At 50.8% G+C, this 25,022-nt stretch carries 30 protein-coding genes; 25 read left to right on the top strand and 5 right to left on the bottom strand.

Going from position 1 to position 25,022, the window contains the following annotated elements:
- Positions 1-216 precede the first annotated feature (216 nt).
- The 10 genes from ACFPOF_RS31715 to ACFPOF_RS31670 all read left to right on the top strand — a co-directional run bounded on the left by ACFPOF_RS31715 (position 217) and on the right by ACFPOF_RS31670 (position 7,714).
- Positions 217-882, top strand: coding sequence for a helix-turn-helix transcriptional regulator (locus ACFPOF_RS31715; RefSeq protein ID WP_378139879.1), 666 nt, complete (start codon positions 217-219; stop codon positions 880-882).
- Positions 873-1,850: a hypothetical protein gene (locus ACFPOF_RS31710; protein WP_378139877.1), complete on the top strand. Its 978-nt coding sequence runs from the start codon at positions 873-875 to the stop codon at positions 1,848-1,850. Before ACFPOF_RS31715 ends, ACFPOF_RS31710 begins: the two co-directional genes overlap by 10 nt.
- 2 nt (positions 1,851-1,852) lie before the next feature.
- Positions 1,853-2,194 carry an HAD hydrolase family protein gene (locus ACFPOF_RS31705; protein ID WP_378139875.1) on the top strand — a complete coding sequence of 114 codons (342 nt, stop codon included), beginning with the start codon at positions 1,853-1,855 and terminating at the stop codon, positions 2,192-2,194.
- A 28-nt stretch (positions 2,195-2,222) separates the two neighbouring features.
- Positions 2,223-3,410 (top strand): glycosyltransferase, encoded by a 1,188-nt coding sequence (locus tag ACFPOF_RS31700; protein WP_378139873.1) that lies wholly within the window; start codon positions 2,223-2,225, stop codon positions 3,408-3,410.
- Between the two features lie 16 nt (positions 3,411-3,426).
- Positions 3,427-3,831, top strand: coding sequence for a holo-ACP synthase (acpS, locus tag ACFPOF_RS31695; protein ID WP_378139871.1), 405 nt, complete (start codon positions 3,427-3,429; stop codon positions 3,829-3,831).
- Positions 3,832-3,930: 99 nt separating this feature from the next.
- Positions 3,931-4,452: a hypothetical protein gene (locus ACFPOF_RS31690; RefSeq protein WP_378139869.1), complete on the top strand. Its 522-nt coding sequence runs from the start codon at positions 3,931-3,933 to the stop codon at positions 4,450-4,452.
- Positions 4,453-4,524: 72 nt separating this feature from the next.
- Entirely contained in the window at positions 4,525-5,700 is a 1,176-nt protein-coding gene (locus ACFPOF_RS31685; RefSeq protein ID WP_378139867.1) for an NAD(P)/FAD-dependent oxidoreductase, read from the top strand.
- Positions 5,697-6,605, top strand: coding sequence for a PDZ domain-containing protein (locus ACFPOF_RS31680; protein ID WP_378139865.1), 909 nt, complete (start codon positions 5,697-5,699; stop codon positions 6,603-6,605). Before ACFPOF_RS31685 ends, ACFPOF_RS31680 begins: the two co-directional genes overlap by 4 nt.
- Entirely contained in the window at positions 6,602-6,958 is a 357-nt protein-coding gene (locus ACFPOF_RS31675; protein WP_378139863.1) for a cupin domain-containing protein, read from the top strand. Before ACFPOF_RS31680 ends, ACFPOF_RS31675 begins: the two co-directional genes overlap by 4 nt.
- A 12-nt stretch (positions 6,959-6,970) precedes the next feature.
- Entirely contained in the window at positions 6,971-7,714 is a 744-nt protein-coding gene (locus ACFPOF_RS31670; protein ID WP_378139862.1) for a glycosyltransferase family 2 protein, read from the top strand.
- Positions 7,715-7,766: 52 nt separating this feature from the next.
- On the opposite strand, the gene ACFPOF_RS31665 is transcribed toward ACFPOF_RS31670, so the two are convergent.
- Positions 7,767-8,621 (bottom strand): hypothetical protein, encoded by an 855-nt coding sequence (locus tag ACFPOF_RS31665; protein WP_378139860.1) that lies wholly within the window; start codon positions 8,619-8,621, stop codon positions 7,767-7,769.
- 212 nt (positions 8,622-8,833) lie between these two features.
- Between ACFPOF_RS31665 and groES the strand changes: the two genes are divergently transcribed.
- Entirely contained in the window at positions 8,834-9,115 is a 282-nt protein-coding gene (groES, locus tag ACFPOF_RS31660) for a co-chaperone GroES (RefSeq protein ID WP_378139858.1), read from the top strand.
- Positions 9,116-9,143: 28 nt separating this feature from the next.
- Positions 9,144-10,781 carry a chaperonin GroEL gene (gene groL, locus ACFPOF_RS31655; protein WP_378139856.1) on the top strand — a complete coding sequence of 546 codons (1,638 nt, stop codon included), beginning with the start codon at positions 9,144-9,146 and terminating at the stop codon, positions 10,779-10,781.
- A gap of 46 nt (positions 10,782-10,827) precedes the next feature.
- Here the strand turns inward: groL and ACFPOF_RS31650 are convergent, their stop codons facing one another.
- On the bottom strand, positions 10,828-11,808 hold the full coding sequence (locus ACFPOF_RS31650; protein WP_378139854.1) for a Gfo/Idh/MocA family protein: 981 nt from the start codon (positions 11,806-11,808) through the stop codon (positions 10,828-10,830).
- Positions 11,809-11,971: 163 nt separating this feature from the next.
- Here ACFPOF_RS31650 and ACFPOF_RS31645 point away from each other — a divergent pair, with 163 nt between their 5' ends.
- The 6 genes from ACFPOF_RS31645 to ACFPOF_RS31620 are packed head-to-tail and all read left to right on the top strand — an operon-like array spanning position 11,972 to position 17,209.
- The gene (locus ACFPOF_RS31645; RefSeq protein WP_378139852.1) at positions 11,972-13,309 is read left to right on the top strand and encodes an aminotransferase family protein; all 1,338 of its coding nucleotides are present in this window, start codon (positions 11,972-11,974) and stop codon (positions 13,307-13,309) included.
- 24 nt (positions 13,310-13,333) lie between these two features.
- Positions 13,334-13,828, top strand: coding sequence for a peroxiredoxin (locus ACFPOF_RS31640; RefSeq protein WP_378140467.1), 495 nt, complete (start codon positions 13,334-13,336; stop codon positions 13,826-13,828).
- Complete coding sequence (locus ACFPOF_RS31635) at positions 13,829-15,415, top strand: M2 family metallopeptidase (protein ID WP_378139850.1); 1,587 nt, start codon at positions 13,829-13,831, stop codon at positions 15,413-15,415. It abuts the gene before it with no gap.
- Entirely contained in the window at positions 15,397-15,615 is a 219-nt protein-coding gene (locus ACFPOF_RS31630; RefSeq protein ID WP_378139848.1) for a hypothetical protein, read from the top strand. Before ACFPOF_RS31635 ends, ACFPOF_RS31630 begins: the two co-directional genes overlap by 19 nt.
- Positions 15,616-15,619: 4 nt before the next feature.
- A complete protein-coding gene (locus tag ACFPOF_RS31625) occupies positions 15,620-16,645 on the top strand; it encodes a cysteine peptidase family C39 domain-containing protein (RefSeq protein ID WP_378139847.1) in 1,026 nt (341 codons plus the stop codon).
- Positions 16,646-17,209, top strand: a complete 564-nt coding sequence (locus ACFPOF_RS31620) for a hypothetical protein (RefSeq protein WP_378139845.1) — start codon at positions 16,646-16,648, stop codon at positions 17,207-17,209. It begins immediately after the preceding gene.
- Between the two features lie 55 nt (positions 17,210-17,264).
- Here ACFPOF_RS31620 and lexA read toward each other — a convergent pair whose 3' ends face one another.
- A complete protein-coding gene (gene lexA, locus ACFPOF_RS31615) occupies positions 17,265-18,080 on the bottom strand; it encodes a transcriptional repressor LexA (RefSeq protein ID WP_378139843.1) in 816 nt (271 codons plus the stop codon).
- A gap of 181 nt (positions 18,081-18,261) precedes the next feature.
- Here lexA and ACFPOF_RS31610 point away from each other — a divergent pair, with 181 nt between their 5' ends.
- Both ACFPOF_RS31610 and ACFPOF_RS31605 read left to right on the top strand, forming a co-directional pair.
- The gene (locus ACFPOF_RS31610) at positions 18,262-18,474 is read left to right on the top strand and encodes a hypothetical protein (RefSeq protein ID WP_378139841.1); all 213 of its coding nucleotides are present in this window, start codon (positions 18,262-18,264) and stop codon (positions 18,472-18,474) included.
- The gene (locus tag ACFPOF_RS31605) at positions 18,465-19,343 is read left to right on the top strand and encodes a glycosyltransferase family 2 protein (RefSeq protein WP_378139839.1); all 879 of its coding nucleotides are present in this window, start codon (positions 18,465-18,467) and stop codon (positions 19,341-19,343) included. The genes ACFPOF_RS31610 and ACFPOF_RS31605 overlap by 10 nt, the downstream gene beginning before the upstream one ends.
- Positions 19,344-19,397: 54 nt before the next feature.
- On the opposite strand, the gene ACFPOF_RS31600 is transcribed toward ACFPOF_RS31605, so the two are convergent.
- Together ACFPOF_RS31600 and ACFPOF_RS31595 are read right to left on the bottom strand one after the other, a co-directional pair.
- Positions 19,398-19,661: a hypothetical protein gene (locus ACFPOF_RS31600; RefSeq protein WP_378139837.1), complete on the bottom strand. Its 264-nt coding sequence runs from the start codon at positions 19,659-19,661 to the stop codon at positions 19,398-19,400.
- Positions 19,648-19,902, bottom strand: a complete 255-nt coding sequence (locus tag ACFPOF_RS31595; RefSeq protein ID WP_378139835.1) for a hypothetical protein — start codon at positions 19,900-19,902, stop codon at positions 19,648-19,650. The genes ACFPOF_RS31600 and ACFPOF_RS31595 overlap by 14 nt, the downstream gene beginning before the upstream one ends.
- Positions 19,903-20,177: 275 nt before the next feature.
- Between ACFPOF_RS31595 and ACFPOF_RS31590 the strand changes: the two genes are divergently transcribed.
- From ACFPOF_RS31590 to ACFPOF_RS31570, 5 genes are read left to right on the top strand one after another with little or no spacing between them, the layout of a single operon-like run.
- A complete protein-coding gene (locus tag ACFPOF_RS31590; RefSeq protein ID WP_378139833.1) occupies positions 20,178-20,831 on the top strand; it encodes a helix-turn-helix transcriptional regulator in 654 nt (217 codons plus the stop codon).
- On the top strand, positions 20,828-21,664 hold the full coding sequence (locus ACFPOF_RS31585; protein ID WP_378139831.1) for a tetratricopeptide repeat protein: 837 nt from the start codon (positions 20,828-20,830) through the stop codon (positions 21,662-21,664). The genes ACFPOF_RS31590 and ACFPOF_RS31585 overlap by 4 nt, the downstream gene beginning before the upstream one ends.
- Positions 21,665-21,679: 15 nt before the next feature.
- Complete coding sequence (locus tag ACFPOF_RS31580; protein WP_378139830.1) at positions 21,680-22,894, top strand: beta-ketoacyl-[acyl-carrier-protein] synthase family protein; 1,215 nt, start codon at positions 21,680-21,682, stop codon at positions 22,892-22,894.
- Positions 22,891-23,754, top strand: coding sequence for a beta-ketoacyl synthase N-terminal-like domain-containing protein (locus tag ACFPOF_RS31575; RefSeq protein ID WP_378139827.1), 864 nt, complete (start codon positions 22,891-22,893; stop codon positions 23,752-23,754). Before ACFPOF_RS31580 ends, ACFPOF_RS31575 begins: the two co-directional genes overlap by 4 nt.
- Positions 23,747-25,018: a beta-ketoacyl synthase N-terminal-like domain-containing protein gene (locus ACFPOF_RS31570; protein WP_378139825.1), complete on the top strand. Its 1,272-nt coding sequence runs from the start codon at positions 23,747-23,749 to the stop codon at positions 25,016-25,018. The genes ACFPOF_RS31575 and ACFPOF_RS31570 overlap by 8 nt, the downstream gene beginning before the upstream one ends.
- Positions 25,019-25,022: the final 4 nt, after the last annotated feature.

Here is a 25,022-nt window from a genome sequence, read left to right as displayed (position 1 = left end):
ACCATTAAGCCACTTGAAACGATTGGATCAAGGGGGTGCGGGTACCTCGTAGTTTTTTTAAAGCAAAATGTCGGGCTATCATCATTTTAGGGAACGTACGTTCCCTAAATAATCAAATAACTCCTACTCCTACGCAACAGATACAGATTAATCATCGGCGGAAATTGATACCATTTATTCACCGGACAAGACTGTCCATGGAGGTGATGGGTGTCAATGGATGTTTTATTGATCATAAGTCACAAATTAACTGAAGAAGAATTCTTGCGCGTTCAGAATATGTTTCCCAACATGATCATTTTGTCGGAATCCCACTTTCCAACAGTGGTCAAGCATCTGAGGAAAGAACGATACAAATTAGTCGTATTCCTCAGCTTCGAAGAAGCGCTCCCCGATTCATGGAAAATTGACCAACTGTCTCTCAACAATCCGATCATGATTTTGCTAAAAGTAAGCAAACTGGATCTGTTCGTGTTCTACTCGTTTCTGGATGCTGTCGGGCTACTCGCGAACCCCTCTTCCTCGGTCACAACGAAATCGGAAATTCCCCCGCTGCTGTATAAATCAATCGAATTCATCGAAGAGAATCTTTGCGAGAACGAACTCTGTCTGGAGCAGGTGGCTTCAAGTATTTTTGTCAGCCGCTGCCATTATAGTCGGATGTTCAAGGAATATTTCGGTATCGGTTTTAAAGAATACGTCATGAATAAGCGAATTCAGAAGGCCAAAGTAATGCTGCAGGAAGGAACGCCTGTAACCGATGTTTGTTATGCGGTTGGCTACGGGGATCTGACGCATTTCGGGCGAGTGTTCAAAAAAATGGTCGGAATCAACCCGTCCGATTTTCGTCGGCAGAAGGGGAGAATGCCATCGTGCGGATAAACGACAGCCAGCAGATGAACATGCTCCCCGGAAGATATTTTAACCGAATCGTCCACGATACAGAGCGCTCACTTGTGACCAAGACGAGTAGCAACGATGACAAACTGGCCGATGAGATTCGTTGGTACTTGCAGTTGCCAGCTGAGCTGTCAGACACGGTGCCACACCTCGAAAAATACTCGCTGCAGGATGAGGTCCACTTTAGCATGGAATTTATCGGGTCCCAAACTGTCGGCGACTGCTTCGTGGCCAGAAATCAGCCCGACATCGACTGGACGGACATACTCTACGGACTTCACAGGATTTTAGATCGATTCACCCATTATCCCGGCACGCTGTCGAAACAGCATCTCTACAATATGTACTTTCGCAAAACAAGGCAGCGGATATCCGCTGTTCTGAGTCAGCACGAGAGGATACGAGCCCTGCACCAACGCGGACATTATCAGCTGAACGGCATGACCATGTTATGTCCGATCCGAACTTTCTACCACCGCACTTCGGATTTAATCTTCCTTCTGAACGAGCCCATAAACGCGATCATACATGGCGATTTATGCTTCTCAAACCTGTTCTACTTGCCGCAACATTCGAGCTCACTGAAACTGATTGATCCGAGGGGGAGCTTTGGCAGCAAGGGAATCTACGGCGACCAGCGATACGATATGGCGAAAGTCAGACACAGCTTGAGCGGATATGAGCATATTGTGAGAAACCGTTATCGGCTCGGAGTGGACAAGTATGACATCGAGTTAAAAATCGATCTTCAAACTGTCTCGAAAGGACTGCGGAATCAATGGGATAGAATGCTGGGGAGCCACCTTCGAGCTGTCAAAATAATAGAAGCGCTCTTGTTCTTATCCATGCTGCCGTTGCACAAAGAGGATCCACAACGCCAACTAGCTTTCTATGCGCTCAGTACAGAATTACTTGCTGATGCGCTTTCTGACCGAAGGGGGACATCATAACGATGCGAATCGTTGTCGATCTTGACGGGACGATCTGTGAACTTAAACAAGAGAATCAGTCTTATTCGGATGTGCTCCCGCTTCCCGGTGCGGCGGAAACGCTGCGGGCATGGAAGGAAGAAGGTCATACGATCATTATTCATACAGCGAGGAACATGAGAACAGCTGGCGGCAATATTGGCATTGCTGTTGCCAACATCGGTAAGACAACTTTGGATTGGCTGGAACAATATCGAATTCCTTACGATGAGATCGTATTCGGTAAACCGCAAGGCGATCTTTATATAGATGATCTCGGGCACCGGTTTCAGAGTTGGAACTTAGCGCGCAACGCCATTTTTTAAATTAAATCGGGAAGGGGGTTAGTAAATCATGGGGAGACGAATCTTCTTCGGCCTAAGCGGTGGAATGGGGCCGGTGTTGCGAACCCTTCCGATCGCCAATCTGTTCAGTCAGACGGGCGATACGGTAGCATTCAGCATCTACGATGACAATGCTGCCCATACGGTCCGTTCCCGCGGTTACGAACACCTGCCGGACGATGACCCGACGATGCCCGACGCAACCAGATTAGTCCCGCGCAGACCGCAATTTTACCACCTGGACCATTACTTCGCTCAGATTGGACTGCTCGACGAGAAGTTCGTCCGCTCTTGGATCGACCATCGAATTGGGATGCTGCAATCCTTTCAAGCGGATCTCGTCTACGCGGATATGAGCCCCCATACGGTGATTGCGGCGAGGTATCTCGGCATTCCGGTTGTCAGCATCACTCAGTCTTGCTTCGTTCCGATCGGGAAACAGCTCCACTATTGGGGAGATCCGCCGAGAAACACACCCAAAGTCACTCCGATTATCAACCGGGTACTGACCGAACTGGGGTTGCCTCGCATTGATAGAATGGAGCAGTTGAACGAAGGAGATGTGACGCTGATTCCCGGCATACCGGAGTTGGATCCGGTTTGCGGAGATCGCGTCTACCATATCGGTCCGATTGAGGAAACGGTCATATCCAATCCCTCGCATCCACCGAGTGAACCTTATATCCTCGCATATGCTGGCAGATTACAGGATACTTCGGGGGGCAGCGGCGACAGATTCGTCCTGTGGCTGGCGGAGGCTTTTCGCGACAAGGCTGAACGTGTCTTGCTGGCGTTCGGAGGGGACATGGATGACACCCTCAAACGATCATTGCCGCCGAGTATTCAAGTCGTCCCCAGCTATTCGGCCGAGTGGTTAGCCAACTGTCAGTTGTTCATCCATCATGGCGGGCACGGCAGTTGTCTTTCTTCTATTATGGCGGGAGTCCCTTCGTTGATCGTTCCTACGCACACGGAGAGGGAGTTCAACGCCAGACAAATGGCTGAACTGGGATTGTCTGAATATATGCTTCCGGACACCTTCTTGCCAGAAAACTTGTACCGACTGGCGAAGCATGTGATCGAAGACGAATACCGAAGTCGGGTCATCAGATTACGCGATGAAATCTATCGCCGCAACTATAGAGGTGCCCAAGAGGCCCACAACTTGGGACGAGGACTGCAGATGCAGAAGTTATGAAATGGGAGGCTTCCAATTGATTTATGGTATCGGAATCGACATTCAGACGGTCCATCAAATCAGGGACATGCTCGACCGGCAGGCGGACCGGTTTCTGAAGAAAGTTTTTACGTCGAACGAGATCGCGTATTGCGAGAATTATCGGTCGCCGGAGGTACATTATGCGGGCAGATGGGCGGTCAAGGAAGCGTATTTGAAAGCGATAGGGACTGGAATGAGCGGAGGCTACAAGTTATCGGACATCGAGACGGTCAGACTCGAATCCGGGAAGCCGCACGTCATCCTACATGGCAGTGCGCTTGAGCATTATTGGCAGTATCAATACCATATTTACGTTAGCATCTCTCATTCCGGGGACTATGCTGTCGCGCAGATCGTGCTGGACATTAATCGTGAGCATCCGGAAGACCCCAGACGATAAAACACGAATAACGCGTCAACCTAACACAGAGTCACTACCATTCAGTCATGAGATACTGAAGATGTCCCCGGGAGACAACAACATCCAAGGAGGTATCCCATGAACCTGCTTAAGTCCAAGAAAATCCAGATGACGCTGCCGTCATCCAACAGCAAAACTTATTTCGAACTGCTTGACGGCCGCGCCGAAGAGCTTCACTTCGCGCAAGTCAATCCGACGAAGTTCACGGTGAACGATTCGGAGTTCAGCTTGAAGTCCGGCGTTAGCGTAGACTTGGAGATCGAGAACGTCGATCTCGTCGCGACTTCCTCCGTTCTGTGGCCAGGCCAGCAAGTCCGCGTTCGCGGGGGCATCCACGGCCAAGGCCAGCCAATCAAAGCGTCGGCGCAAATCCCGCTCGGGAAAAAGATGGCCGACGGCGTTCAAGCCGAGTCGTTCTTGTACTGGGTCATTGAAACGCCGGAGGGCACTTTCCACAATAAGCAACCGATCCACATGAAAGGCCGGATCACCGGTCTCCCTCCGAAAGACGCCACCTTCCACTCCGAAGGCACCATCGCGATCTACGACGAGAAAGAAGACCAAGTCGGAACGCTTTACGGCTGCCTGCAATCTAACTAATCCTCCCCGCTTACGGCCAAAGAGACCATCCCCTGGTCTCTTTGGTTTCATTTTCGCTGATCGAGGTGTTTCATGCACGATGCTATTATCGTTGGAGCCCGATGCGCGGGAGCTGCGCTTGCCGTATTCCTCGGGAAACTCGGTTATCGGGTGCTGCTCCTTGACAAATACGCTTCACCAGGCCCTGTGTTATCAACGCACATTATTGGCGAGGTAGAGGTCTATGAGAGACTCGGTATACTGGCAAACATGCATGCTGCCGGAGCGCCATTGATTACCCGTATGCGAGTGGATTTGCACGGCAGCGTGCTGGAATCCAGGTTGGCTGCGACGACACGTGTATTAGGACTGCGGCGCGAGTTGCTCGATCCCATGCTGCTGAAGGCGGCAGCGTTGCAGTCGAATGTGGATGTGCTGCTGAACACGGAGTTCATAGACGTTGTCGAGGAAAATGGCGTCGTGACAGGTGTAGTGTGTAGAAGCGACTCAGGAGAGCTGATCCGCCACACTGCGAAAGTTGTCATTGGGGCAGACGGTCGAAATTCTACTGTCGCCCGTCGAATGCGCGTTGCCGCGACCCGATCCGCAACTTATTCTCATGCGGTCTGTTATTTTTATGCACGGTCAGTATCCCCGCTTGCGATTCCTACCGTGGAGTGGTATTGGCATGATGGCGGCGTAGCGATCATTAATCCGATTGACCAATCCATGCATTGTATTGCTTTGATGATTCCAAGTGAAACGATGCGCTCCTGGCAACACGAATTGCATACGAACGCCATGAACTGGTTACGTGAAATCCCTACATTAAAGCCAAGGCTGGAACGTTGCTCTCTATCGGGAAAAGTAAAAGGGCTCGATCGGATCGAAGGTTACTTACGGCCATCCTATGGTGCTGGCTGGGCGTTAGTCGGCGATGCTGGAGCTCATCTGCATCCCGTAGCCGGAGTCGGTATTGACAATGCGGTATGCTGCGCGGAATATTTGGCAGAATCCCTGCATCAAGTATGGTCCGGGCAACAAGGTTGGGAACAAGCGATGGCATCGTATGCGTACAGGCGGGATGAAAGGATCATCCCTCAGTATGAAGCTTCTTGGGCTACGCTTGCGAAGGCCGCTGAAACCGTAGATTCGAAGCAGCTAGAAATGCTGGAGATGCTGTGCACGTTTCCCAGCTTAGTCAAATCGCTCGCACAGCGGGCTGATAATATATACGCAAACCTGACAAGGGAGGTAATAGTTGTATGATCGATTGTCCGAAAGATCGGTCGGTGAATGTGACTTATATCGAAGCGCCGATCGAGACGGTCTGGAAGACGGTTGCGACCACGCTTGGAAGCAACGCTTACCTGACCGATCAGGCGCTTACCTCCGGTGACCCGGAGCAACCGAAAATCGGAGACCGATTTACTTTGTATTACGGCGACATTATCAACCGAGCGGTTGTGTTGCATTATGAGCCCTACAAACTGTTCGTCCTATCAGACGCTTATGAATCGATGGCCCCCGACGGCACGGTAGATCCATTTCCCGTACGGACCTCATACGCGTTCGAGTCATATGGACAAGCATTTACGAAACTAACGCTCGAAGTGCAAGGATATGATTCGGATACGTACGGTCAATGGTTCCGGGAATGCCTGGAGATGGGGTGGCGACGGTCTCTCCTGAATTTGAAATCGGTGCTCGAACTCGGGATGGATTTGCGGAACGAGCTGTTCAGTTATCCGCGTCTGGGCATTACGAATTGTACAGTGAATGCTGAACAATGTGAGGAAACGGGGGTGCCGGAAGGGCGAGGCAATTACTTGCTTACCGTATTTCCAAATGGACCTGCGGAACGCGGGGGACTCGCGCAAGGAGACGTCATTACTGCGATCGACGGCAAGCCGGTTCCCGATTACCGAACTTATGTGCGTGTCGTGTCCGGCTATTACGCGAGCAAAGTCCCCGTAACCATTACTTACGTACGTAATGGACAGGAGGGGGAGGTTGTGTTGGATTTGACGATTGACCGTATGTTCACCGGTTTGATCGAAGGGACGGACGCGGGGCAGGAGGAAGAGCGGAAGCGCCGACAGCGGATGGCCTCGGAGCGATCTGCATCAGGGGCGATATGGAAAAACCTTGCCGGAAAGGATGAATCGCAATGAGTGAAAATCATAAGCATTTGATTGTCCGCCAGAACGAAATGAAGTGGGAATACGGGATGTATGAGAACACGGAAATGGCCTATTTGTGGGAGGAGCCGGAAACAGGCAGGGTGGCGTTTCTGGTCAAATGCGCACCTGGGAGCTCGATCCCGTTTCACGATCATCCGCGGCGCGAAGTCGCCTTTCTCGTGGAAGGAGAGGTACGCCTTAACGACGACATCATGATGGCTGGCGATTTCCTGACGGCTATCGACTGCGAGGCGCATGACGTCTACACGGAAACAGGGTGCACATTTTTCATTTTTATCGATTACAACATTAACAAACACCAGCTTGTCCCGTTGCCAAACTGAGGAGCTCCTTCTATGAATATCGTGATTCCTGTAGCTGGTGCGGGCAGAAGATTCCGGGAAGCGGGATACGTGCAACCGAAAATGCTGATTGAGGCGGCCGAGCGGCCAATGCTTTATTGGGCGCTCGATAGCCTGTTTCCGGGTTTCAAGCAGGAGAATCTGCTCATTGTATGTCTGAAAGAGCACTTGCGGCGCACTTATTTGTGGGATGTCGTCCGCTCCGCCTTTCCTGAAGCGAACGTCGTATCGATTCCGGGCGTGAGCAGAGGGCAAGCGGAAACCGTCTACTTGGCACGCGAACATTACAAGGAAGACGAACCGCTGATTATATATAATTGCGACACTTACATGCGAGGACGAGCGGCTCATACGATTTCTCGTCTGGATCCCGATATTGACGGTCTCATTTCCGTTTTTCAATCCACTGATCCTTCGATGAGTTACGTTGACTTGGATGCGGACGGCTCGGTTCGTTCGGTGCGGGAGAAGGAAGTGATTTCTTCTTGGGCGACGACTGGACTTTATTATTTCGCATCGACGAGACGTTTTCTGGCATTGGTGGAAGAAGCGTTTAAGGAGCCTTTGCCGGCAGAAGGGGAATGGTACGTCGCTCCCTTGTATAATCGATTGATCGAACGCGGAGGCAAAGTGGCTGTCGATTACGCCGACTGTTGTTATCCGCTAGGGACGCCGCAACAACTGTCTGTATTCATCGATGCGCTCCCCGGGTTGGACAAGCTTTATCCTACAAACTAACGGCCTTGTGAGGAACAGAAGTTGTTCCTTACAAGGCCGTTTGTCTAAACCATCATATCGACCGCTCCGAGCGATTCCGCTGAACTTCCTCAAGTGGAACGCTATTCGGATCAATCATGCCAGTAAACTGATCATCATAGGTGAGCGCGACATTCGTCGTTTTGCGCTCCCCTTGTTCGTAGTAGACCAAATCTATGTTTCCGGGTTTCCCGTAAAACCGTCCTAATGCTTCTACGAATCGCTGATAATCCGGAACAGCTACACCGCCGATCGAAGCGACGATGCAGCCCCCGGGCAACCCCGCTTTGTGGGAAGGGCCGCCCGGATAGACAGTTTTGATATAGTTTCCTCTTACTCCGGAGCCCGCTAGACCCTGATTCTTGAGTTGCTCTTCCGTTGCTGTGTAATTCAAGACGCCGAGCCGCGGATAATTAAAAATCGTATCACGTAAATCCAGGCCGAGCTCGATGACGTTCTTCAAATGCAGCAGCGACTGCCGCCAACCCATTTCCCCGCATTCCCGGACCCATTGCATCATCTCATCCTCGCCGTAACCGTCCACCGTTACGGTCATTTGGGTCATTCCGTCCGCTTCTTCAAATGTAAACATGGTCTCCAGTCGGTATTCCCAAAGCCTGCCGTTCGGAAGGATGGAAGCATACGTCTCGTCATAAAGAATTTCCTTGTATCTCCGGTATTCCGTACAAACAGAGCGGTTGGACAGCTCTCCGAGAACTAGCCGAAGACGGTCGTTCAACTCGACTTCCTCTTTGCCGTTGGCGATATAAGCGATGTCTGCCAGAAAAAGCTTCCACCCTCTGGTTGTAGTCACATATGGCCATATTTCCGAAACGGGTGCTTCGATCCAAATGGTATTTACGGTTTTGCTCTTTTCTGTTTCCGTCACGGTTCCATTTCCCTCCCAGGCACATTTGTAACGATCATAATAAATATGACGTTCACAGCGCTCTGTCATTGTTGCTCTTTCCCGGCTGCAAGCGAACATGCAAAATTACGCCGATTTTATGAAATATAAGCTGAGAAATAAGAACCGGCTTCCAGCAAAATAAGAAGTGCGGCATCGCAAAAAACGAAGAATGGAAATGGAGGATATTAAACATGATTCAACCGATTGGAGATCGGGTGCTTGTGCAGCCGACTGAGAAGGAAGAACAAACTGCCGGCGGCATTGTGCTGCCAGGTACGGTGAAGGAAAAACCCCAGGAAGGACGCGTCGTCGCCGTGGGGGCCGGCATTTTCAGAGACGGTCATCGAGTTCAGCCGGAAGTGAAGGTTGGCAATCAAGTGTTATTTGCCAAATTCTCCGGCACCGAAGTGAAAGTGGATGGTCAGGATATGTTGATTCTGCACGAAAGCGACCTGCTGGCGATTTTGAACTAAAAGATCATTTATAGGAGGCTATGAACGAATGTCGAAAACATTGTTGTTTGGTGAGGAAGCTCGCCGCGCGCTGCTGAAAGGCGTGGATGCGCTGGCGGATGCGGTGAAGGTGACGCTTGGACCGAAAGGTCGCAACGTCGTGCTGGAGAAAAAATTCGGCAGTCCGCTGATTACGAACGATGGCGTTACGATCGCCAAGGAAATCGAGCTGGAAGACCCGAACGAAAATATGGGGGCGCAGTTGCTGAAGGAAGTGGCGACGAAGACGAACGATGTAGCCGGCGACGGCACGACGACAGCCACAGTACTTGCGCAGGCCATGGTTCGCGAAGGACTCAAAAATGTCGCCGCAGGCGCCAATCCGATGGTGATCCGTCGGGGGATGGACAAAGCGGTGAAAGCAGCGGTCGGGAAGCTGGCGCAGATCGCCAAGCCAATCGCTGGCAAGCAATCCATCGCCCAGGTTGCGGCGATTTCCTCCGCGGATGAGAGCGTCGGGGAGCTCATCGCGGAAGCGATGGAGCAGGTCGGCAAGGACGGCGTCATCACGGTGGAGGAATCCAAGGGTTTTACGACCGAGATGGAGCTTACCGAAGGCATGCAGTTCGACCGGGGGTATATTTCTCCTTACCTTGTGACGGATCAGGATAAAATGGAAGCTCGTCTGGACGATCCATATATTCTGATCACGGACAAGAAAATTTCGAGTATTCAGGACATCGTTCCACTTCTCGAGAAGGTTGTACAGCAAGGCAAACCGCTGCTGATCATCGCCGAAGACGTTGAAGGCGAAGCGCTGGCGACGCTTGTTGTCAACAAGCTGCGCGGTACTTTCGTCTGCGTGGCGGTGAAAGCTCCCGGCTTCGGCGACCGCCGCAAGGAAATGCTGCAAGATATCGCCGTACTGACGGGCGGACAAGTCATTGCCGAGGAAGTGGGTCTCGACCTCAAAACCGCTCGGATGGACCAGCTCGGCCGGGCACGGTCGGTGCGTGTCACGAAGGAGAATACGGTCATCGTCGACGGCTCTGGCAATAGAGCGGACATTGTCGCGCGATCTCAGCAAATCCGTATGCAGTTGGAAGAGACGACGTCCGACTTCGATAAAGAGAAGCTTCAGGAGCGTCTGGCCAAGCTAACAGGCGGCGTGGCGGTCATTAAAGTGGGAGCAGCTACGGAAACCGAGATGAAAGAGCGCAAAATGCGCATCGAAGATGCGCTGCACTCTACGCGGGCGGCTGTGGAGGAAGGCATCGTCGCGGGTGGCGGCACGGCGCTCGTGAACGTCGCGGAAGCCGTAGAAGCTCTTATCACCGAAGGGGATGAGCGCACTGGCGTGCAGATCGTACTGCGCGCGCTGGAAGAGCCGGTCCGCATCATCGCTTCGAATGCGGGTAAGGAAGGTTCGGTCATCGCCGAACGACTCAAGCGTGAACAACCTGGTTACGGCTACAACGCGGCTAAGGATGAATGGGTGCACATGATCGACGAAGGTATCGTGGATCCGGCGAAAGTAACCCGCTCTGCATTGCAGCATGCGGCATCAGTGGCTGGTATGATTCTGACGACCGAAACGCTTGTCGCGGACAAGCCGGAGAAAGAATCGTCTGCAGCTCCGATGGGCGGCGGCATGGGTGGCATGGGCGGTATGGGCGGCATGATGTAAGAGAGCGAACACCCTGGCTGAATTGTTCAGCCGGGGTGTTTGAACGTCATAACGCAAAAAGAGCTTCCATGCTGGGCAATACCGATGTACACTCGGCATCTGTACGGCGGCCCGAAACAATGCTGTCGACGAAATGGTCAATGACGCCAGAATTCAATTTGCCGTCTGTGCGAAACTCCGGGACAATTTCTTCGGTCATGCTATCCCCGTCGTTATGATGAACTGTTAACCCGAACAACGACTCTCCAAAAACGATCGTCCCTCGTGAGCCATACAGACAGGTTCGGTGATCCTGTTGTGGATTGCACCAGCTGATACTGACTGTTCCGATCGCACCGCTCTCAGTTTGAATCATCATGACAGCATTATCTTCTACTTCCGTCCAGGCACGGGTTCGACTTCGAAAGGAAGAAATATTCGTGATTGTATCCTCCAACATCCAGCGGATCAAATCAATCTTGTGAAAACCCAAGTCGAATGTGACACCGGATCCAGACTGAGCAGCATCGAAAAACCAACTGTCTCGTTCATCTACGCTCCACTGCTCCGGTCCTCCATGATGAAAATTGGCGGAGAACTGGTATACCGTTCCGATTGCCCCTGACTGAAGAAGTTCTTTAGCTCTTCTGTTTAACGGATGAAAGCGTTGATTGCATCCTACCATCACAATTCGATTCGAATGATTGTAAGCTTCCACAATCCGTCTGCAATCTTCCATCGTCGTTGCCATCGGCTTTTCCACCAGGACGTGAAGATCTTTAGCCAATGCAAGCAGGGTAGCATCTGCATGCAAGGCGTTCGGCAGGCAGATCGTTACCGCATCGAGACGCTCCTCCGCGATCAATTGATCGAAATGCTCATACACCTGCGGAATCCCGTACTGCTTCGCTATCTCGGATGCCCGATCCACGTTTTTGTCGCAAATACATAGGATTTCTACGTCATCCCGAAAAGACAGCTCGGGCAGATGCCGGAACTGGGCAATTTTCCCGGCTCCCAGGACGCCGACTCGGACTTTTTGCTGCAAGGAAAGCACTCCTTTTTCATTTTCCCTTACCATAACGATATCGTTCGATACCGGCACTGCTTCCATTGCCGAATGCGCGCACAGGAAGCCGCGTGTAAGTGGGGGGCAGAGCCCTATACTGTATATATCTTTGTGGCCCTCCATTATGAAAGGAGCCTGCGTTATGCTTAAAAATAAACCAAAATCATCGTATTCAACGCTTCATCCCTTCTCCTATATGACCCCGTTTTCGAGTACGACGGAGCGGGATTTTCAAAGCCGCAATATTTGTTTGACCCGGGGAGAGGGTGTATGGGTTTACGACGGTGAGGGCAATCGTTTTTTGTATGCGACGACTGCTGTCCCGTCCGTAGGCTTGGGCAATCCATTCGTACTGGATCGGATTCGTGCGCAATACGAGACATTGAACTTTGCTTCCACTTGTGGACAAACCCATCCGTTAATCGAGGAACTGTCGAGGCGTTTGATTGAACGATCAGGCAGTTCGTTCGGACAAGTATTTTACAGCAACGACGGGTCCGGCGCCGTCGAAACGGCAATGAGGCTTGCCCGGCAATATTGGATCTCCAAAGGGCAGACGAAACGTATCAAATTCATCAGCTTGGAAGGCTGTTATCACGGTACAACCTTTGGTTCTGGATCCGTCACCCATCTTGGCATTCAGCAATCGTTCGGACCGGGATTGGCGGAATGTTACGCGGCTCCTGTGCCGAATCCTTATCGTCTTCCTCTTGAGGGTACGCTTCAGCAAAACATTAACGATTGTTTGCATTTGCTGGAGGAGCTTATTTTCGAAGTCGGACCGAATGAGGTAGCGGCTGTGCTGCTCGAACCGATCCAGGGAGTGAACGGAATCGTTCCGCTCCCACCAGCGTACCTAAAGTCCATTAGAGAGATCACTGAGAAATATGGCATTCTGCTCATTATGGATGAAGTCGCAACTGGCGTTGGACGAACCGGTAACTGGATCTATTCACACGAGCTTAATATTCAGGCGGACCTGTTAACCCTCTCCAAAGGATTGACCGGAGGTTATTTCCCTATGGGAGCGACCCTAATTTCAGCGACCATAGCTGAGCAGCTATTCGGCAACGGAGGCATCTTCCTCCACGGATCGACGCAGAGCGGGCATCCGGTTGGGTGTGCAGCCGCGTTGGCTGTACTCGATTACATGGATGAAAATTGCCTTATTTCTAATGCGGAACAAAGGGGTTCCTCGCTCTTGTCCACGCTACAATCCGCTCTTCGCGATCATCCGTATGTTGGAGACATTCGTGGCAAAGGGCTAATGCTTGCCATCGAATTCGTCTCCGACCGAACAACTAAATCCCCAGTAGACTTTGCCTTCGGAGAGAAGCTGTCTGCTGCGCTTCATCAGGAAGGCGTGCTCGGAAATTGGTTCAACGGCGTTCTAATTCTCTATCCTCCTTTGACGTTATCTCCAGGCGAAGAGGCATTTTTATGTCAGGCTGTAATCAAGTCAGTGCATTCCATTGAATGATCAAGGGGGGATTGCAAATTGGCGATGAAGATAGGAGACAGGGTTCCAGATTTTCAGTTGCCTGCTGCAGAACAAGGCGTAAAGAAGATGATTTCTATGAAGGATTATCAAGGAGCGTTCGTTGTTCTGTTTTATTACCCCAAAGATCACACTCCTTTTTGTACTGAACAAAATTGTTCCTTCCGGGATCATATGGATTTTTTTGAGTTGGATCTTCCCTATCGGTGCGTCGTCCTGGGGGTTAGTCCCGACTCTGTCGTTTCTCACCTCCGTTTCGCAAGGAAAAACAGATTGCCGTTTCCCCTCATATCCGACGAGGATTTTACGATCGCGGATCGATTCGGCACTCGGACAGAAGAATCTCTCATAAGCAGTCCTGCTGTCCAAAGGATCACTTATTTGATAGACCCCTCGGGGGTAGTGGAACGAATATACCGGGTGATGGACATTAGCACGCATGTGGCCGAAGTAGTCCAAGATCTCCGAACGGAGCAGCAACGGTGGAGCAGGAGGGAATGAATGATACAAGCGCATGACGCCATGAATTCGATTAACCGAACGTTAAGCGGCGTCTATTCCAAAATGATGAATGCTTTGTGGATGGTACTTGCCACAGGGGAAGCTAGGTGGGCTGACGAATTCGCTGTGAGTGAAGTCGATTACCACAACACGGTTGCTTCTTCTTCATTAGGTGAGCAGGTCGGGCTGCTCAAGACATCCGGCGGTTTAGATCGGTTGGTGGATCGTCAGCTCCTACTGCTGCAGAACGAGAGGCTGGAACATTCGACAGATGCTGCCTTACGTGAACAAATCACGCAGCGCTGGAATGAGCTTCATTACACGATCAGTACGTACCGTACGAAGATCAACGACACATCTCTGAGTGCCCAAGAAGTGGACATGTTGCTTCGCTCCATCACGGACGAGACAGAACGTGAGCGGCTATGGCGTAATAACATGCAACTAGGGGAGTCGATCGCGCCTGGCCTCCTTGAATTGGTCCGCCTGCGCAACCGGACCGCGACAGAAAATGGATTTGCCGACTATTTTGAGATGCAATTATATTCGCAAGAAATCGATCCGAACGACCTTGATCGCCATATTTATCAACTTCGGAAGTTATTGGATCAGTCCTACCGCAAGGCAAAAGCGCAAATCGATTGGGAAGTGTCCGATTTTTTTCGCATCTCTCCGAATGTTATTCGCCCTTGGCATTACACGCATCCGTTTATCCCCGGCAGTACCCGACTGGCGTGCGATATGAAGTGGAGCCTGTCTACGCTCTTACCCAGATTGTCCTCATGGTTAAATAAAAACCACATCAATATCGACTCCACTTTGCAAACGGCGGACTGGTTGGAACGTCCGGGCAAAAACCAAGCGAATTGCTGCTTGAATATCGACCGTGCCAACGACATTCGTATTCTGTGTAATGTAAGGCCAGACCGGAGTGGGCTTCGGATCTTGCTGCATGAAGTCGGACATGCCGTATATGAGAGCCAATTGAGCTCGGATCTGCCCTTTATTCTTCGACAACCTGCACATATTTTCTTAAGTGAAGCGATTGCGCTCTTGTTCGAACGGCTATTGGATGAGGAAGAATGGCTTGATGAGATGGGATTGCAAGATGGAAGGAGGAGGTCGGACAAGGAAGCCATTCGAATGAGAAGGCTCGTTCGGATCTATTGGACGATCGTTGTCGTCCAATTCGAAAGAGAGCTGTATCGCAATCCGGAAGGGGCGCTTAACGACATTTGGTGGTCGCAGATGGAAAGCGTAATGGGAGTGTCCCGTCCAGATGTGAACTGGAACTCTCCTTATTGGGCGGCTGTCCCGCATTTGACCACACTTCCGGTTTATTACTATAACTATCTGCTTGGCGAGATCGCTTCATCGCAAATCCGGCATATGTCGAATGTTCAGTTCGGCAGCTGGTATAACGAGAATGCGTTGAGCCATTTGAAAGAAACGTTGTTTCGAAGCGGGGCGTCAAGCCCCTGGGACGTATTGTTAATGAACTGCACCACATGCAAGCTTGACACCCAATTTATGGTCGAAGAATTCGACAACGAGAGGAGTGGCGACGGATGGCCAGAGTACACTTAGCGAAAAGAACCATTGTTCCTCGTTACAATAAAGATTTGGAGCAAAGTCAAACGGGCGAAGTGAAATCTTATTATTTGACCGCAGAGGAACTTGAACATTATCGCCAATTGCCTAATCCGAAGCCGGAGTTTCATAGACCTATCATCCCCCGGAGACAGCCGGCTTCTGGCAGTAATGGTCAGTCGTCGACAATGGGTTGACCCTATGCAGAGACATAAAATACTCGAACCATTCTCGCCTTTTAATGAGATCTATTTTCGTAATTGTTTCTACAATGCATTATTTCCTGTTATCCGGCATTTTGGAAGAACTGAGGACTGCTATATTCTAAATGAATCCCACTCCTACGAGATGGACGAGGAGACGTATCAAATCTATCATGCTACGAAATATCTCAGATCCGATCAGGAGTTGCTGGAGTACATCAATATCGCAGGCCCTCGGCTTGACCTGAGAGATAATGTTGTTTCTAGAATCGTCCAGGCTATCGACGACGGGCATCCCGTCATCGTTTTCGTCGATTGTTTTTACCTGTCTATCCGCCCGGATACGTTTCATAAGCTTCACTGTCTCCACTCTTTATTAATCCACGGTTACGACACGGAGCGTCAACTTTTCCACATTATCGAGCATGAATACCGCGACTCCTACTTGTACGAGAAGAGAAACGTGCCTTTTCAGGACATTGTTGTTTCATGCCAGAACATCCATGATAGCCTAAATTGGGGGAACGATTTACCAATCGGTCAGGAGTATTACCTACGGGACCCTCAACAAATATTTGATCGCGAACGGAGTCAATTGGGATTGCGAGCTCGCTATATTGAATCTGCGCTATCCGGTATGGCCGAGCAGATGGATGCCCTGAAAGTGCTTGCTTCTTTTGGTTGTTTATTAGAGTCGGTTGTATTGGAGGAAACGAAGCTCCAGGTCTATTTGGAAGGGAATTTTGACTTACTCTTTCAGCGGCTGACCGATATCATCAACAACCATGTGGTTAGAAAGTACCAGATAAGAAAGGTCTTTCAGGATACAGTCTTTATCGCTGATCTGGATCAAATCATCAACGATTGGCAGTTGATACGTTCTGTGTTCGGTAAGTATCAATACTCTTCTTTTTATCAACCCCGTTCATTTCAATTTCTTCTTCGGAAGCTTGAGGAAGCGGCTGAGGTGGAGCGGCGGTTTCTTGGAAACTACCAACGTTTTCTGCAGCAATGGGGGAGTTAAATGACGCATTATCGATTCCTTGAGTTGACTCCATTCGTTAATCATAAATTGCTCGCTTCCCCCGATCAGGTAAATCTGCTCAGAGAAATACCAGGTGCTGGAATCGCTCGCCAATTTCTATTGAAGGACAGTCTGCCTTCAATAGAAAATTTGCATGTTTTCGGCATTCCATTTCATTTTCCGGATCCCGCTGGCGAAGAACGGGATAACCTCGTTTGCGAGGGACAGTCGTTGCAAATTGTTCCCGACAATTACTCGTCGATACACATTCTTGGATTGGCGGAGTGGGGGGACTTCAGGGAGAACTGGCTCTTCAAATGTGTGGACGGCAAACAGATAGGAGCTGATCTGTATTTGCTTGACTGGAGCTGCGGCAGTACGATTTGGGAGTGGGAGGACCACAGTTGCATGGTTGCTTTCAAAGTGATGAATGACGGTGGCGCTTATCAATACGTTTACTATTACAAGTCGGATATTCCTCGCACAGAGGTCCCTATCACTAGCATTACGTTTCCTTTCAATCCGAATATGCATCTATTTGCGGTCACGTTACAGACGCGCTAAGCTCGAAGGAAAAAAAGAAAGCAGACAGGCTTGATGACTTACCTTCTGCTCCTTATTATTCTGAGGTGCGGAGGATGCCAACGACTTTGCCCAATACTTGAACCTTCTTCGAGAATAGAGGTTTCATACGGGAATTCGCCGGTTGCAGCCGCACATGATTTTTCTCTTTGTATAAACTTTTTAAGGTTGCCTCCTCGTTATCGATCAAAGCGACAACGACCTCGCCATTCTCCGCATCCTGCTGCTGTCGGATCACGGCCATGTCCCCATCGCGAATGTCCTTGTCAATCATACTCTCCCCCTGCACGCGAAGAAGAAAATGATGCCCGTATCCGACCATGTGCTTGGGCACGTTAATATGATCCTCGATATTTTGTTGAGCCAGGATCGGAGCACCGGCCGTAATTTTGCCCACCAGTGGGAGCTTTACGAAATATTCGGCTGCAAGGGATGCTTCTTTAACGATATTCGATCCAGCGTCATTAGGCTTGCTAGGGCTTGGATTATCGGTGTAAAGAAACGGAAACGTAGGATTCTTGGAAGCGAGATGAGCTGCGACGTTCTGCAGCAATTGAACATCCTGCTCAGTCAGTTGACCGAACAATCCTCTCAAAGAGTGCAGCAGCATGTTATTGCTTGCCGTAAGAGGCGAACTGATCTCGGAAGACTCTCCCTTCATCAACCAATCGAGGGAAACCTGAAACGTATCCGAAATGGCAACCAGCGCTTTGGCGGAGGGGGTGGATTTTTTCTTGTCGCTCTCCCAATCGCTGATGTTACCTGGGGACACTCCGATCAACTCCGCCATTTTGGAGACCGTTAATTGACGGGACCGTCTCAGCTCGCGAATTTTACGGTTAATCTCATGCACGAGCAATCCCTCCCTCTCTTTTCAAACATACGTTCTCCTTATTATCCCAAACATTTGTTCGAATGAAAAGTTTTTTTTGCATAATTTAATGATTGCTTCATCGTTTCGTAGAGAATCCCCGAGTCTTTCTTGCCTAAAGGAAGTTACCATAGGTTCATCATCTACAAAAAGGAGTCAGCGTATGCTAGAAGAAGAGAGGACAAACCGAAAGCAGGGCGATTCGGCGTCGGACCGCGAGGTCGAGACTTCGCAGGATACTATGCCAGCGAACCAGCCGCCGCTGACGCACAAACCAGCAGTCGATAGTCTTGCGGTAAAGCAATGGGAGCAGTTCCACAGAACTTCCTACTTCCGCAGCTGGTATCACTGGTACGGCAAATACCCATGGATATAACCGTCGTTATCCCCGTTCATAATCAAGCGTTACCCTTATCCCTCACCCTGCAAGCCTTCGCCAGACAGGATGTGCCCCCGGATCGGTTCCGGATCGTTATCGTGGACGATGGATCTGCGGAGCCGATATCCGCCGTCGTCGAATCGTATAAAGAAGATCTGAACCTGTGCCTCATTCGAATTCCAAGAAGCGGGAGAGCCTTTGCACGCAATGTTGGCGCGAGAAAGGCGAAGGGGGGGCTGCTCGTGTTTTGCGATGCAGACCGCATGCCCAGGCCGCAATTTATCAGTGCACATGCTGAAGCGTTTAAGCGCTACGAAGAGTCCGTATGCGTGGGACAAGTCCGGGAAATGTACGTTGCGCAGCCCGAACGAAATCGAAAGCTGTTGTTGGAGTCGTTCATATCGGCAAAAAGGGACCGCATCCCCCAGTATTGTCGTTTGGTCTATTCGCTATTCGATCAGACGGGCCGAACAGAATCGCCTATCGCTTGGGTGGCTGCGTTGAGCGGGAATTTGTCGCTTCCGGTCAGCTTGTTCTGCACGCTGCAAGGCTTCGACGAGCGTTTCAGCGAATGGGGATTCGAACATATGGAGTTCGGTTATCGGGCCGCACACGCTCTCGCGTCGTTTCGCTACCTGCGGGAGGCGATAAACGTGCATATTGCTCACCCGCGAGGGAGCGGATCGTATAAATCCTATATCCAGAATAGCCATAACTTATTTTATTCCAAGCATCCGGAGCCTGAAGTTTTTCATTTCCTGGATTTCATGCTGGGCCAAATGAGTTTACGCGATTTTGAGCGAGTGGCCGGTGGAGATGGAGTCGGCGAAGACGGCTTCGTGAAAATTACTAACTTTAGCCGATAAACAACGAAGGAAGGCGAAGTCTCGTATCCAACGGAGAGAGACTTCGCCTTTCCTTCAAGCCATGTGGTCCCCTATCAATTCTTCCCCAAGCATTTGCCAAAAAATCCTTTTCACATCGTTATAGTGCAAATACATCGTTCTGTTCGTCACACTGCCCGTCATGCTGTTTTCCGTTCGATGCAGCAGGTGGACAAATCGCAAGTCGTCAAAATGGTAAGCCGTCGTCCAGTTCAAAAATCCAACAGTTTGCTCATAGAGCAGATGATAGTCTTGTCCTTCGTGCATGATGATTTTAGCCGACCGGTTAATAAGAGACATAACGTTTTTCCGCTCCTATCTGTTTTGCTAGACAATGGGCGCTGCAGTACCACTCTCCGTAATATTCCCAGTTCGCTTCCCCGAAGTAGATCGGATTTCGGCACCGATCGTTGCAGCATTCACACAACTGCTCAGGTTCTTCGGATTGTCGGTCGGACTGCCCGTACGCAAAACGGTCAAAGGACGGCATGCTGAACTCCTCCCTCGTGTCGATTTGCTCCATCATACGATACGGGGGCATGTGACCTCTCCTTTTTTGTTGAGATGTCTGCGTCTTTTATTGTTAATTTTAAACGTATATGCGTATAATTTAGTTGATAATTTACGCATATGCGTATAAAATCGATTTTACGATCACCTGATGGAAAAACATGTAATATGAACGAACCTTGTCAAAAAAGGATGATGAACAAGCAATAAATTCATATTTATTTTCCAAAATTAACATTATTATTGTGATCATGACGGCAAAGAAAAGGAAGTATATCCCAAGAAAACGGCGGTGAAATGACGGGCATGAGAATTCTAATTTGCTTCTACGATGAAAAAAAAGAACACACGGTCCGGATGGAAGATTGGCCCGAGGACGTGGACGTGGCTTGTCTGAGAAATGTCCAAGCGCTGGAAACGATACTGGAACCGAAAGCGTATCGGTTGATCGTACTCATTGCTTACGGCTCTACGATTCCTGCTCTATGGCAAACTTCTCGTCAGCACATTCAATGTCCGATCATTGTCCTTACCGGCATGACCCACCTGACTTCCAGGTCGCTGGCTGAGCTGATCGGAACGCTGGATGTCCGCAAGCCTGGGCACAAAGAGGCGGCGTCGAATGAACTGTTCACTTCCTCTCTTGCCTACATTGAAGAAAACTTATTCGACCACGAATTGTCTCTCGATAAAGTAGCTTCCAGCATTTATATGAGCCGTTGTCACTATTCCCGAACGTTCCAGCGCTACACGGGTAAAGGCTTTAAGGAGTACGTCATTCACAAGCGGCTGAAAAAAGCCCATTCCCTTTTGAAACAGGGGAATTCCGTTACAGAAGTTTGCTATACCGTCGGATACAGTGATCTGACGCATTTTGCCAGAGTGTTCAAACGGAAATTCGGAATGAATCCTTCCGCATGCCGTCCTAGATACGAACGATATGAAGGAGTGCTTGCATGACGAAAAAACTACTGATCGCCGTTTCACTTCTCTTGGTTGCTGTGGCTGTCGGGTTTTATTTCTGGTGGACGAAGCCGTATAAGCTTCCGGAGATCACGCCAGGCATTACAATCGAACAGTACGGATTGGACTTCTCTGAGGAGATGAGGACCTACCCGGCGGTTTCGACAATTTCGGATTCGATTGCGGATTTGCAACAAGCTGTAGCCAAGGCCCCCGATAATCTCGCCTATTCGAATGCACTGCGAACGGCAATGGCCAGGGCAGACCAGGCGGAAGCTTTTATCGCATTTGCGAATGAAATGGGCTCCGAAACGCAGCGACTTAAGCTTCAGAAAGCGCTGGCCTACATCGACCAACTGCAAAACCCGGATTTGGGCACGGCTTCGCTCGGACAGATTTCTTCGAGGTCTATTTCCATCCTGAACGAAATCATCTCGGAGAACCCCTACGACTGGCTGGCACATTATGCACGTGGATTAAATAACCTGTACTGGCCGTCTGGTCTTCAGCGGACAGATAAGGCGATTCAGGATTTGGCCTACTGTCTGGCCGTTGCCAAGCAGCTCATGCCGCAGATGGATTCCCCGTTGTGGCCTATGATCTACACAGCATACGGAGATGCGCTTGTGAAAGCAGGAAAGTCCCAAGAGGGCATCGCGGTTTGGAAGGAAGGAGCGAAGCGATTTCCGGAGGATAAGCCGCTTGCTGACCGGAAAAGCCTAAATAGCGAGGAAGCCCGTGAGCGGGTAAAAGAAACGCGCGGCATCGATACGTTTCAGCGACCGGATCCATCGATTTCCGATCTGAGCGTATTGTGGGATACGAAATAATGGGAGTGTGTTCACTTGGATGACCAAGAAGAGATCGTCATTACCGGAATTGGCGTAATCACATCGATTGGCTCAACCTTGGATGAAACATGGGATAAACTTCTGGCGGGAATATCCGGGGCACGAACGATTCGTACCTTTGATGTTTCCGGGCATCAGCATCAGATCGGATGCGAAGTTGAAGATTTCGAACATTTATCGTTAATAGGAAGGCCGGGAGGACGGGCGACAGGGCTGCTGCTGCCCGTAGTAGAAGATGCGCTTTACAATGCCCGCCTGATTGATAGAGAGTGGGACGACCGCATTGCCGGAATCAGTGTTGGAACGACGATGGGTGAGATTAGCCCTTATGAGGACGCGATGTTAGGCCGTGGTATTAGCGCCCGAGGCGGGCCGTCTGTCTTGGCAGATCATGCGGGAGAATGGTTCTCCTTGAATGGCCCCAGTTGGACGATCACGAATGCTTGCGCGGCGGGAAATATGGCGATCGCCAGAGCAGTGGAAGAGCTTCGGCTAGGAAGGGCCGACGTCATGATCGCCGCGGGTGTCGATGCGATGTCCTGGATTGCGTTTACGGGATTCGCGAGCTTGCGCGCAATGGCACCGGATGTGTGCCGCCCGTTCGATCTTGAACGCAAAGGGCTGCTGCTCGGTGAAGGAGCCGCTGCGCTTATTCTGGAACGGAAACGGGATGCGGTCGCGCGCGGCGTTAAGCCGCGAGCGATCATCTCCGGATACGGTTTAAGCGCCGACGCGCATCACATTACCCAACCTGACCCGAAGGCGGCAGGCTCGATCAAAGCGATGAGGAAGGCTCTTGCCATGGCAAAGCTTGATCCCGAACAAATCGGCTATGTTAGTGCTCATGGCACCGGAACGCCGGCCAATGATCGGATGGAATGCGTGGCTATGGCTGAAGTATTCGGCGAGGAGATACGGACAAGCTCCATTAAAGGACATATCGGTCATACGTTGGGAGCAGCCAGCGCGATTGAAGCCGCGGTATGCGTGAAGGCACTTGAAACCGGAATTCTACCGCCTACGCTTCACCTTCGAACGAAGGATCCGTCGTGTGCCGTCGCCGTTATCGCCAATGAGCCTGTATCGGTAAATGTGGATCATATGATGTCCAATGCATACGCCTTCGGTGGAATCAATACCTCGATTATCCTATCGAGAATCGGATCGGTTCCACTTGGATCCGTGCAGGAAAGGGGAACTTTCGTTTGAAATCGATTTTATTGACCGGAGTTGGAGTTGTCTCGCCGGCAGGTGTCGGTACAGCCTTTCTGCCGAAACCGGAGGGCTTAAACGATTGGGGCGATCTTAAGCTGCCCGACTTAAACCCGGACGATTATGGTTGGAGAGGGCTGCATCGCCAATCGCGCATCGGTAAGTATTGCTCGCTTGCGATCGGAGAAGCTTTCCGTTCGGCCGATTGGGCTATGCCGATTGAAAATTCCGAACTGTCTGACAAGACGGGGCTCATCATCAGCACCAGCCATTCCAATCTAGATCCGATCATTGCGCTGTATGAAGACGCACAGTCTTACGGCGTTAACCACGTGAACCCGGGGATTTTCCCTGATACCGTCTTGAATGCGATCGGTGGACATGCCTCTATTTACTTCCGCATTACCGGACCGAATGCGACGTTGTCTAATGGCCGAATGTCAGGTCCAATGGGGCTTCTATACGCCTATGATCTGTTAACGAGCGGCCAAGCCGATTATGTCATGTGCTGCGCCATCGAGGTTCATCCTCCATCAAGGTTGCGAAGCGTTGCAGATGTCTCCAGCGGCCCCGAATCCGTAGTGGCTTTGCTGTTTCAACGAGATGATGTGTTGCTGCCGCCTGTCGTTCCGGAAAGGGCAGTGAGAGTTACGTTGCAAGGGCCACATGCCTATATGTCCGACGAATCACTGCTCATTAAACCGTCGAATTGTTTCTTGGCTCTCGCCTCTTTGTACCATGCGCGAATGGAACCTCGCAGACCTTCCGTCATTCAACCGTTCGTCACCCGGCAAGCTAACGGTTATTATATGTTCTCGCTTGATCCTGTCGACTCTATCGGTGAAGGCCATGGGTAATCGCCATGTTCTGGTAACCGGAACCGGGGCAGTTTCTGCCGGGGGAATCGGATCCGATGCGCTCTGGGAAACGATACTTGCAGGTCGTGTAAACCAAACGACTCGTTCCTATGCGGCCGGGGACGGCCTGCAAGTGTCGTATCCGGTATATGCGGCGCCAGCCCTCGACTTGCGTACGTGGGTGTCTCCACAAGATTATGACTGGTTGCTCGAAGAGGGGCTGGCTAATGACCCGGATTTTCAATTACTCGCCGTCGCGGCTTTGCTGGCCATTGACGAAGCGAAGCTTACGATGGAGCATAGACGCCAGGCGACACTCGTCATCGGCCATGAAAATCTTGGTGTTAATCGGCTCGTGGATCGCATTCTGGCGTCATCGGCTTATGCCGACGGCGGATCGCCGCTGGCCGGTGCGGACCCCTGGCAAGATTACACTGCTTATCGTCATTCCTTCTACGGATTGCAAACTTTCCCTTACCTGTTTTATTTAGCGAAACTGCTGGATGTGAGAGGCATCGGGTATGTAGTCAACAATGCGTGTGCCTCGGGACTCTATGCGCTTGAATTGGGGAGCCAGTTTATCCGCAGCAGGCAATCGAACTTGGCGCTTGTTGTTTGTTCGGATTACGCCCACGTAACGGAATCGATGTGGCTGCAGCAGAAGGGATTCGGCTCGGAGAAACAGCAGTTGAAGCCTTTCGATTCTGGTCGCGACGGTTCCATCCTTGGAGACGGTGCGGCAGCCGTTGTGCTGGAAGCATCGGCTTCCGCTTCCTTGCGCGCAACCCGGCCATGGGCCTCCTATGCTGGCGCTTCTCTAAAGCAGGATACGTGGCAAATGACGCTTCCGGATTATCCCTCCCACACTTATTCCACAGTAATGAAGGAAGCTTCCGGAATAGGATCGCGCGAACCGATCGACTTGTTGATTCCGCATGGCACGGGAAGCACGTTATGGGATCGTTACGAGGCGGAGGAGATCCGGCGTGCGTTTCCATCTATACCTGCCATCGCCGCTTTTAAAGGAAGTATCGGTCATACCCTCGGGGCAAACGCCCTTCTGGAGGCAATCGCGCTCTTGCACTGCATGAGGGATGGCCTGATTCCACCTACTGCAAATTGCACGTCCCCCGATCCGCGGCTATCGCTGCCCATTTCCACAACTTTGAAAGAACGTAATATCCGTAGAGCGATGAAATCTGTCCCGGCCTATGGTGGTTTTCAGGCAGCGGCAGTGTTCGAGTCTGTAAGGGAAGGTGAGTGAGGAC

The organism is Cohnella soli (assembly GCF_042655525.1).
In the GTDB taxonomy this organism is placed as follows: domain Bacteria; phylum Bacillota; class Bacilli; order Paenibacillales; family Paenibacillaceae; genus Cohnella; species Cohnella soli.
The sequence above is the reverse complement of the archived record's forward strand: the minus strand, read 5'-3'. Positions and strand labels throughout refer to the sequence as shown.

Bases quoted from the DNA above. Each gene is read 5' to 3' on its own strand.
- ACFPOF_RS31625 (WP_378139847.1), top strand. From the start codon at position 15,620: ATGCAGAGACATAAAATACTCGAACCATTCTCGCCTTTTAATGAGATC.
- ACFPOF_RS31635 (WP_378139850.1), top strand. From the start codon at position 13,829: ATGATACAAGCGCATGACGCCATGAATTCGATTAACCGAACGTTAAGC.
- ACFPOF_RS31680 (WP_378139865.1), top strand. From the start codon at position 5,697: ATGATCGATTGTCCGAAAGATCGGTCGGTGAATGTGACTTATATCGAA.
- ACFPOF_RS31705 (WP_378139875.1), top strand. From the start codon at position 1,853: ATGCGAATCGTTGTCGATCTTGACGGGACGATCTGTGAACTTAAACAA.
- ACFPOF_RS31605 (WP_378139839.1), top strand. From the start codon at position 18,465: ATGGATATAACCGTCGTTATCCCCGTTCATAATCAAGCGTTACCCTTA.
- ACFPOF_RS31570 (WP_378139825.1), top strand. From the start codon at position 23,747: ATGGGTAATCGCCATGTTCTGGTAACCGGAACCGGGGCAGTTTCTGCC.
- ACFPOF_RS31685 (WP_378139867.1), top strand. From the start codon at position 4,525: ATGCACGATGCTATTATCGTTGGAGCCCGATGCGCGGGAGCTGCGCTT.
- ACFPOF_RS31670 (WP_378139862.1), top strand. From the start codon at position 6,971: ATGAATATCGTGATTCCTGTAGCTGGTGCGGGCAGAAGATTCCGGGAA.
- ACFPOF_RS31645 (WP_378139852.1), top strand. From the start codon at position 11,972: ATGCTTAAAAATAAACCAAAATCATCGTATTCAACGCTTCATCCCTTC.
- ACFPOF_RS31620 (WP_378139845.1), top strand. From the start codon at position 16,646: ATGACGCATTATCGATTCCTTGAGTTGACTCCATTCGTTAATCATAAA.
- ACFPOF_RS31630 (WP_378139848.1), top strand. From the start codon at position 15,397: ATGGCCAGAGTACACTTAGCGAAAAGAACCATTGTTCCTCGTTACAAT.
- ACFPOF_RS31590 (WP_378139833.1), top strand. From the start codon at position 20,178: ATGAGAATTCTAATTTGCTTCTACGATGAAAAAAAAGAACACACGGTC.
- groL (WP_378139856.1), top strand. From the start codon at position 9,144: ATGTCGAAAACATTGTTGTTTGGTGAGGAAGCTCGCCGCGCGCTGCTG.
- ACFPOF_RS31700 (WP_378139873.1), top strand. From the start codon at position 2,223: ATGGGGAGACGAATCTTCTTCGGCCTAAGCGGTGGAATGGGGCCGGTG.
- ACFPOF_RS31610 (WP_378139841.1), top strand. From the start codon at position 18,262: ATGCTAGAAGAAGAGAGGACAAACCGAAAGCAGGGCGATTCGGCGTCG.
- ACFPOF_RS31600 (WP_378139837.1), bottom strand. From the start codon at position 19,661: ATGTCTCTTATTAACCGGTCGGCTAAAATCATCATGCACGAAGGACAA.
- ACFPOF_RS31675 (WP_378139863.1), top strand. From the start codon at position 6,602: ATGAGTGAAAATCATAAGCATTTGATTGTCCGCCAGAACGAAATGAAG.
- ACFPOF_RS31640 (WP_378140467.1), top strand. From the start codon at position 13,334: ATGAAGATAGGAGACAGGGTTCCAGATTTTCAGTTGCCTGCTGCAGAA.
- ACFPOF_RS31595 (WP_378139835.1), bottom strand. From the start codon at position 19,902: ATGCCCCCGTATCGTATGATGGAGCAAATCGACACGAGGGAGGAGTTC.
- ACFPOF_RS31585 (WP_378139831.1), top strand. From the start codon at position 20,828: ATGACGAAAAAACTACTGATCGCCGTTTCACTTCTCTTGGTTGCTGTG.
- groES (WP_378139858.1), top strand. From the start codon at position 8,834: ATGATTCAACCGATTGGAGATCGGGTGCTTGTGCAGCCGACTGAGAAG.
- ACFPOF_RS31715 (WP_378139879.1), top strand. From the start codon at position 217: ATGGATGTTTTATTGATCATAAGTCACAAATTAACTGAAGAAGAATTC.
- ACFPOF_RS31690 (WP_378139869.1), top strand. From the start codon at position 3,931: ATGAACCTGCTTAAGTCCAAGAAAATCCAGATGACGCTGCCGTCATCC.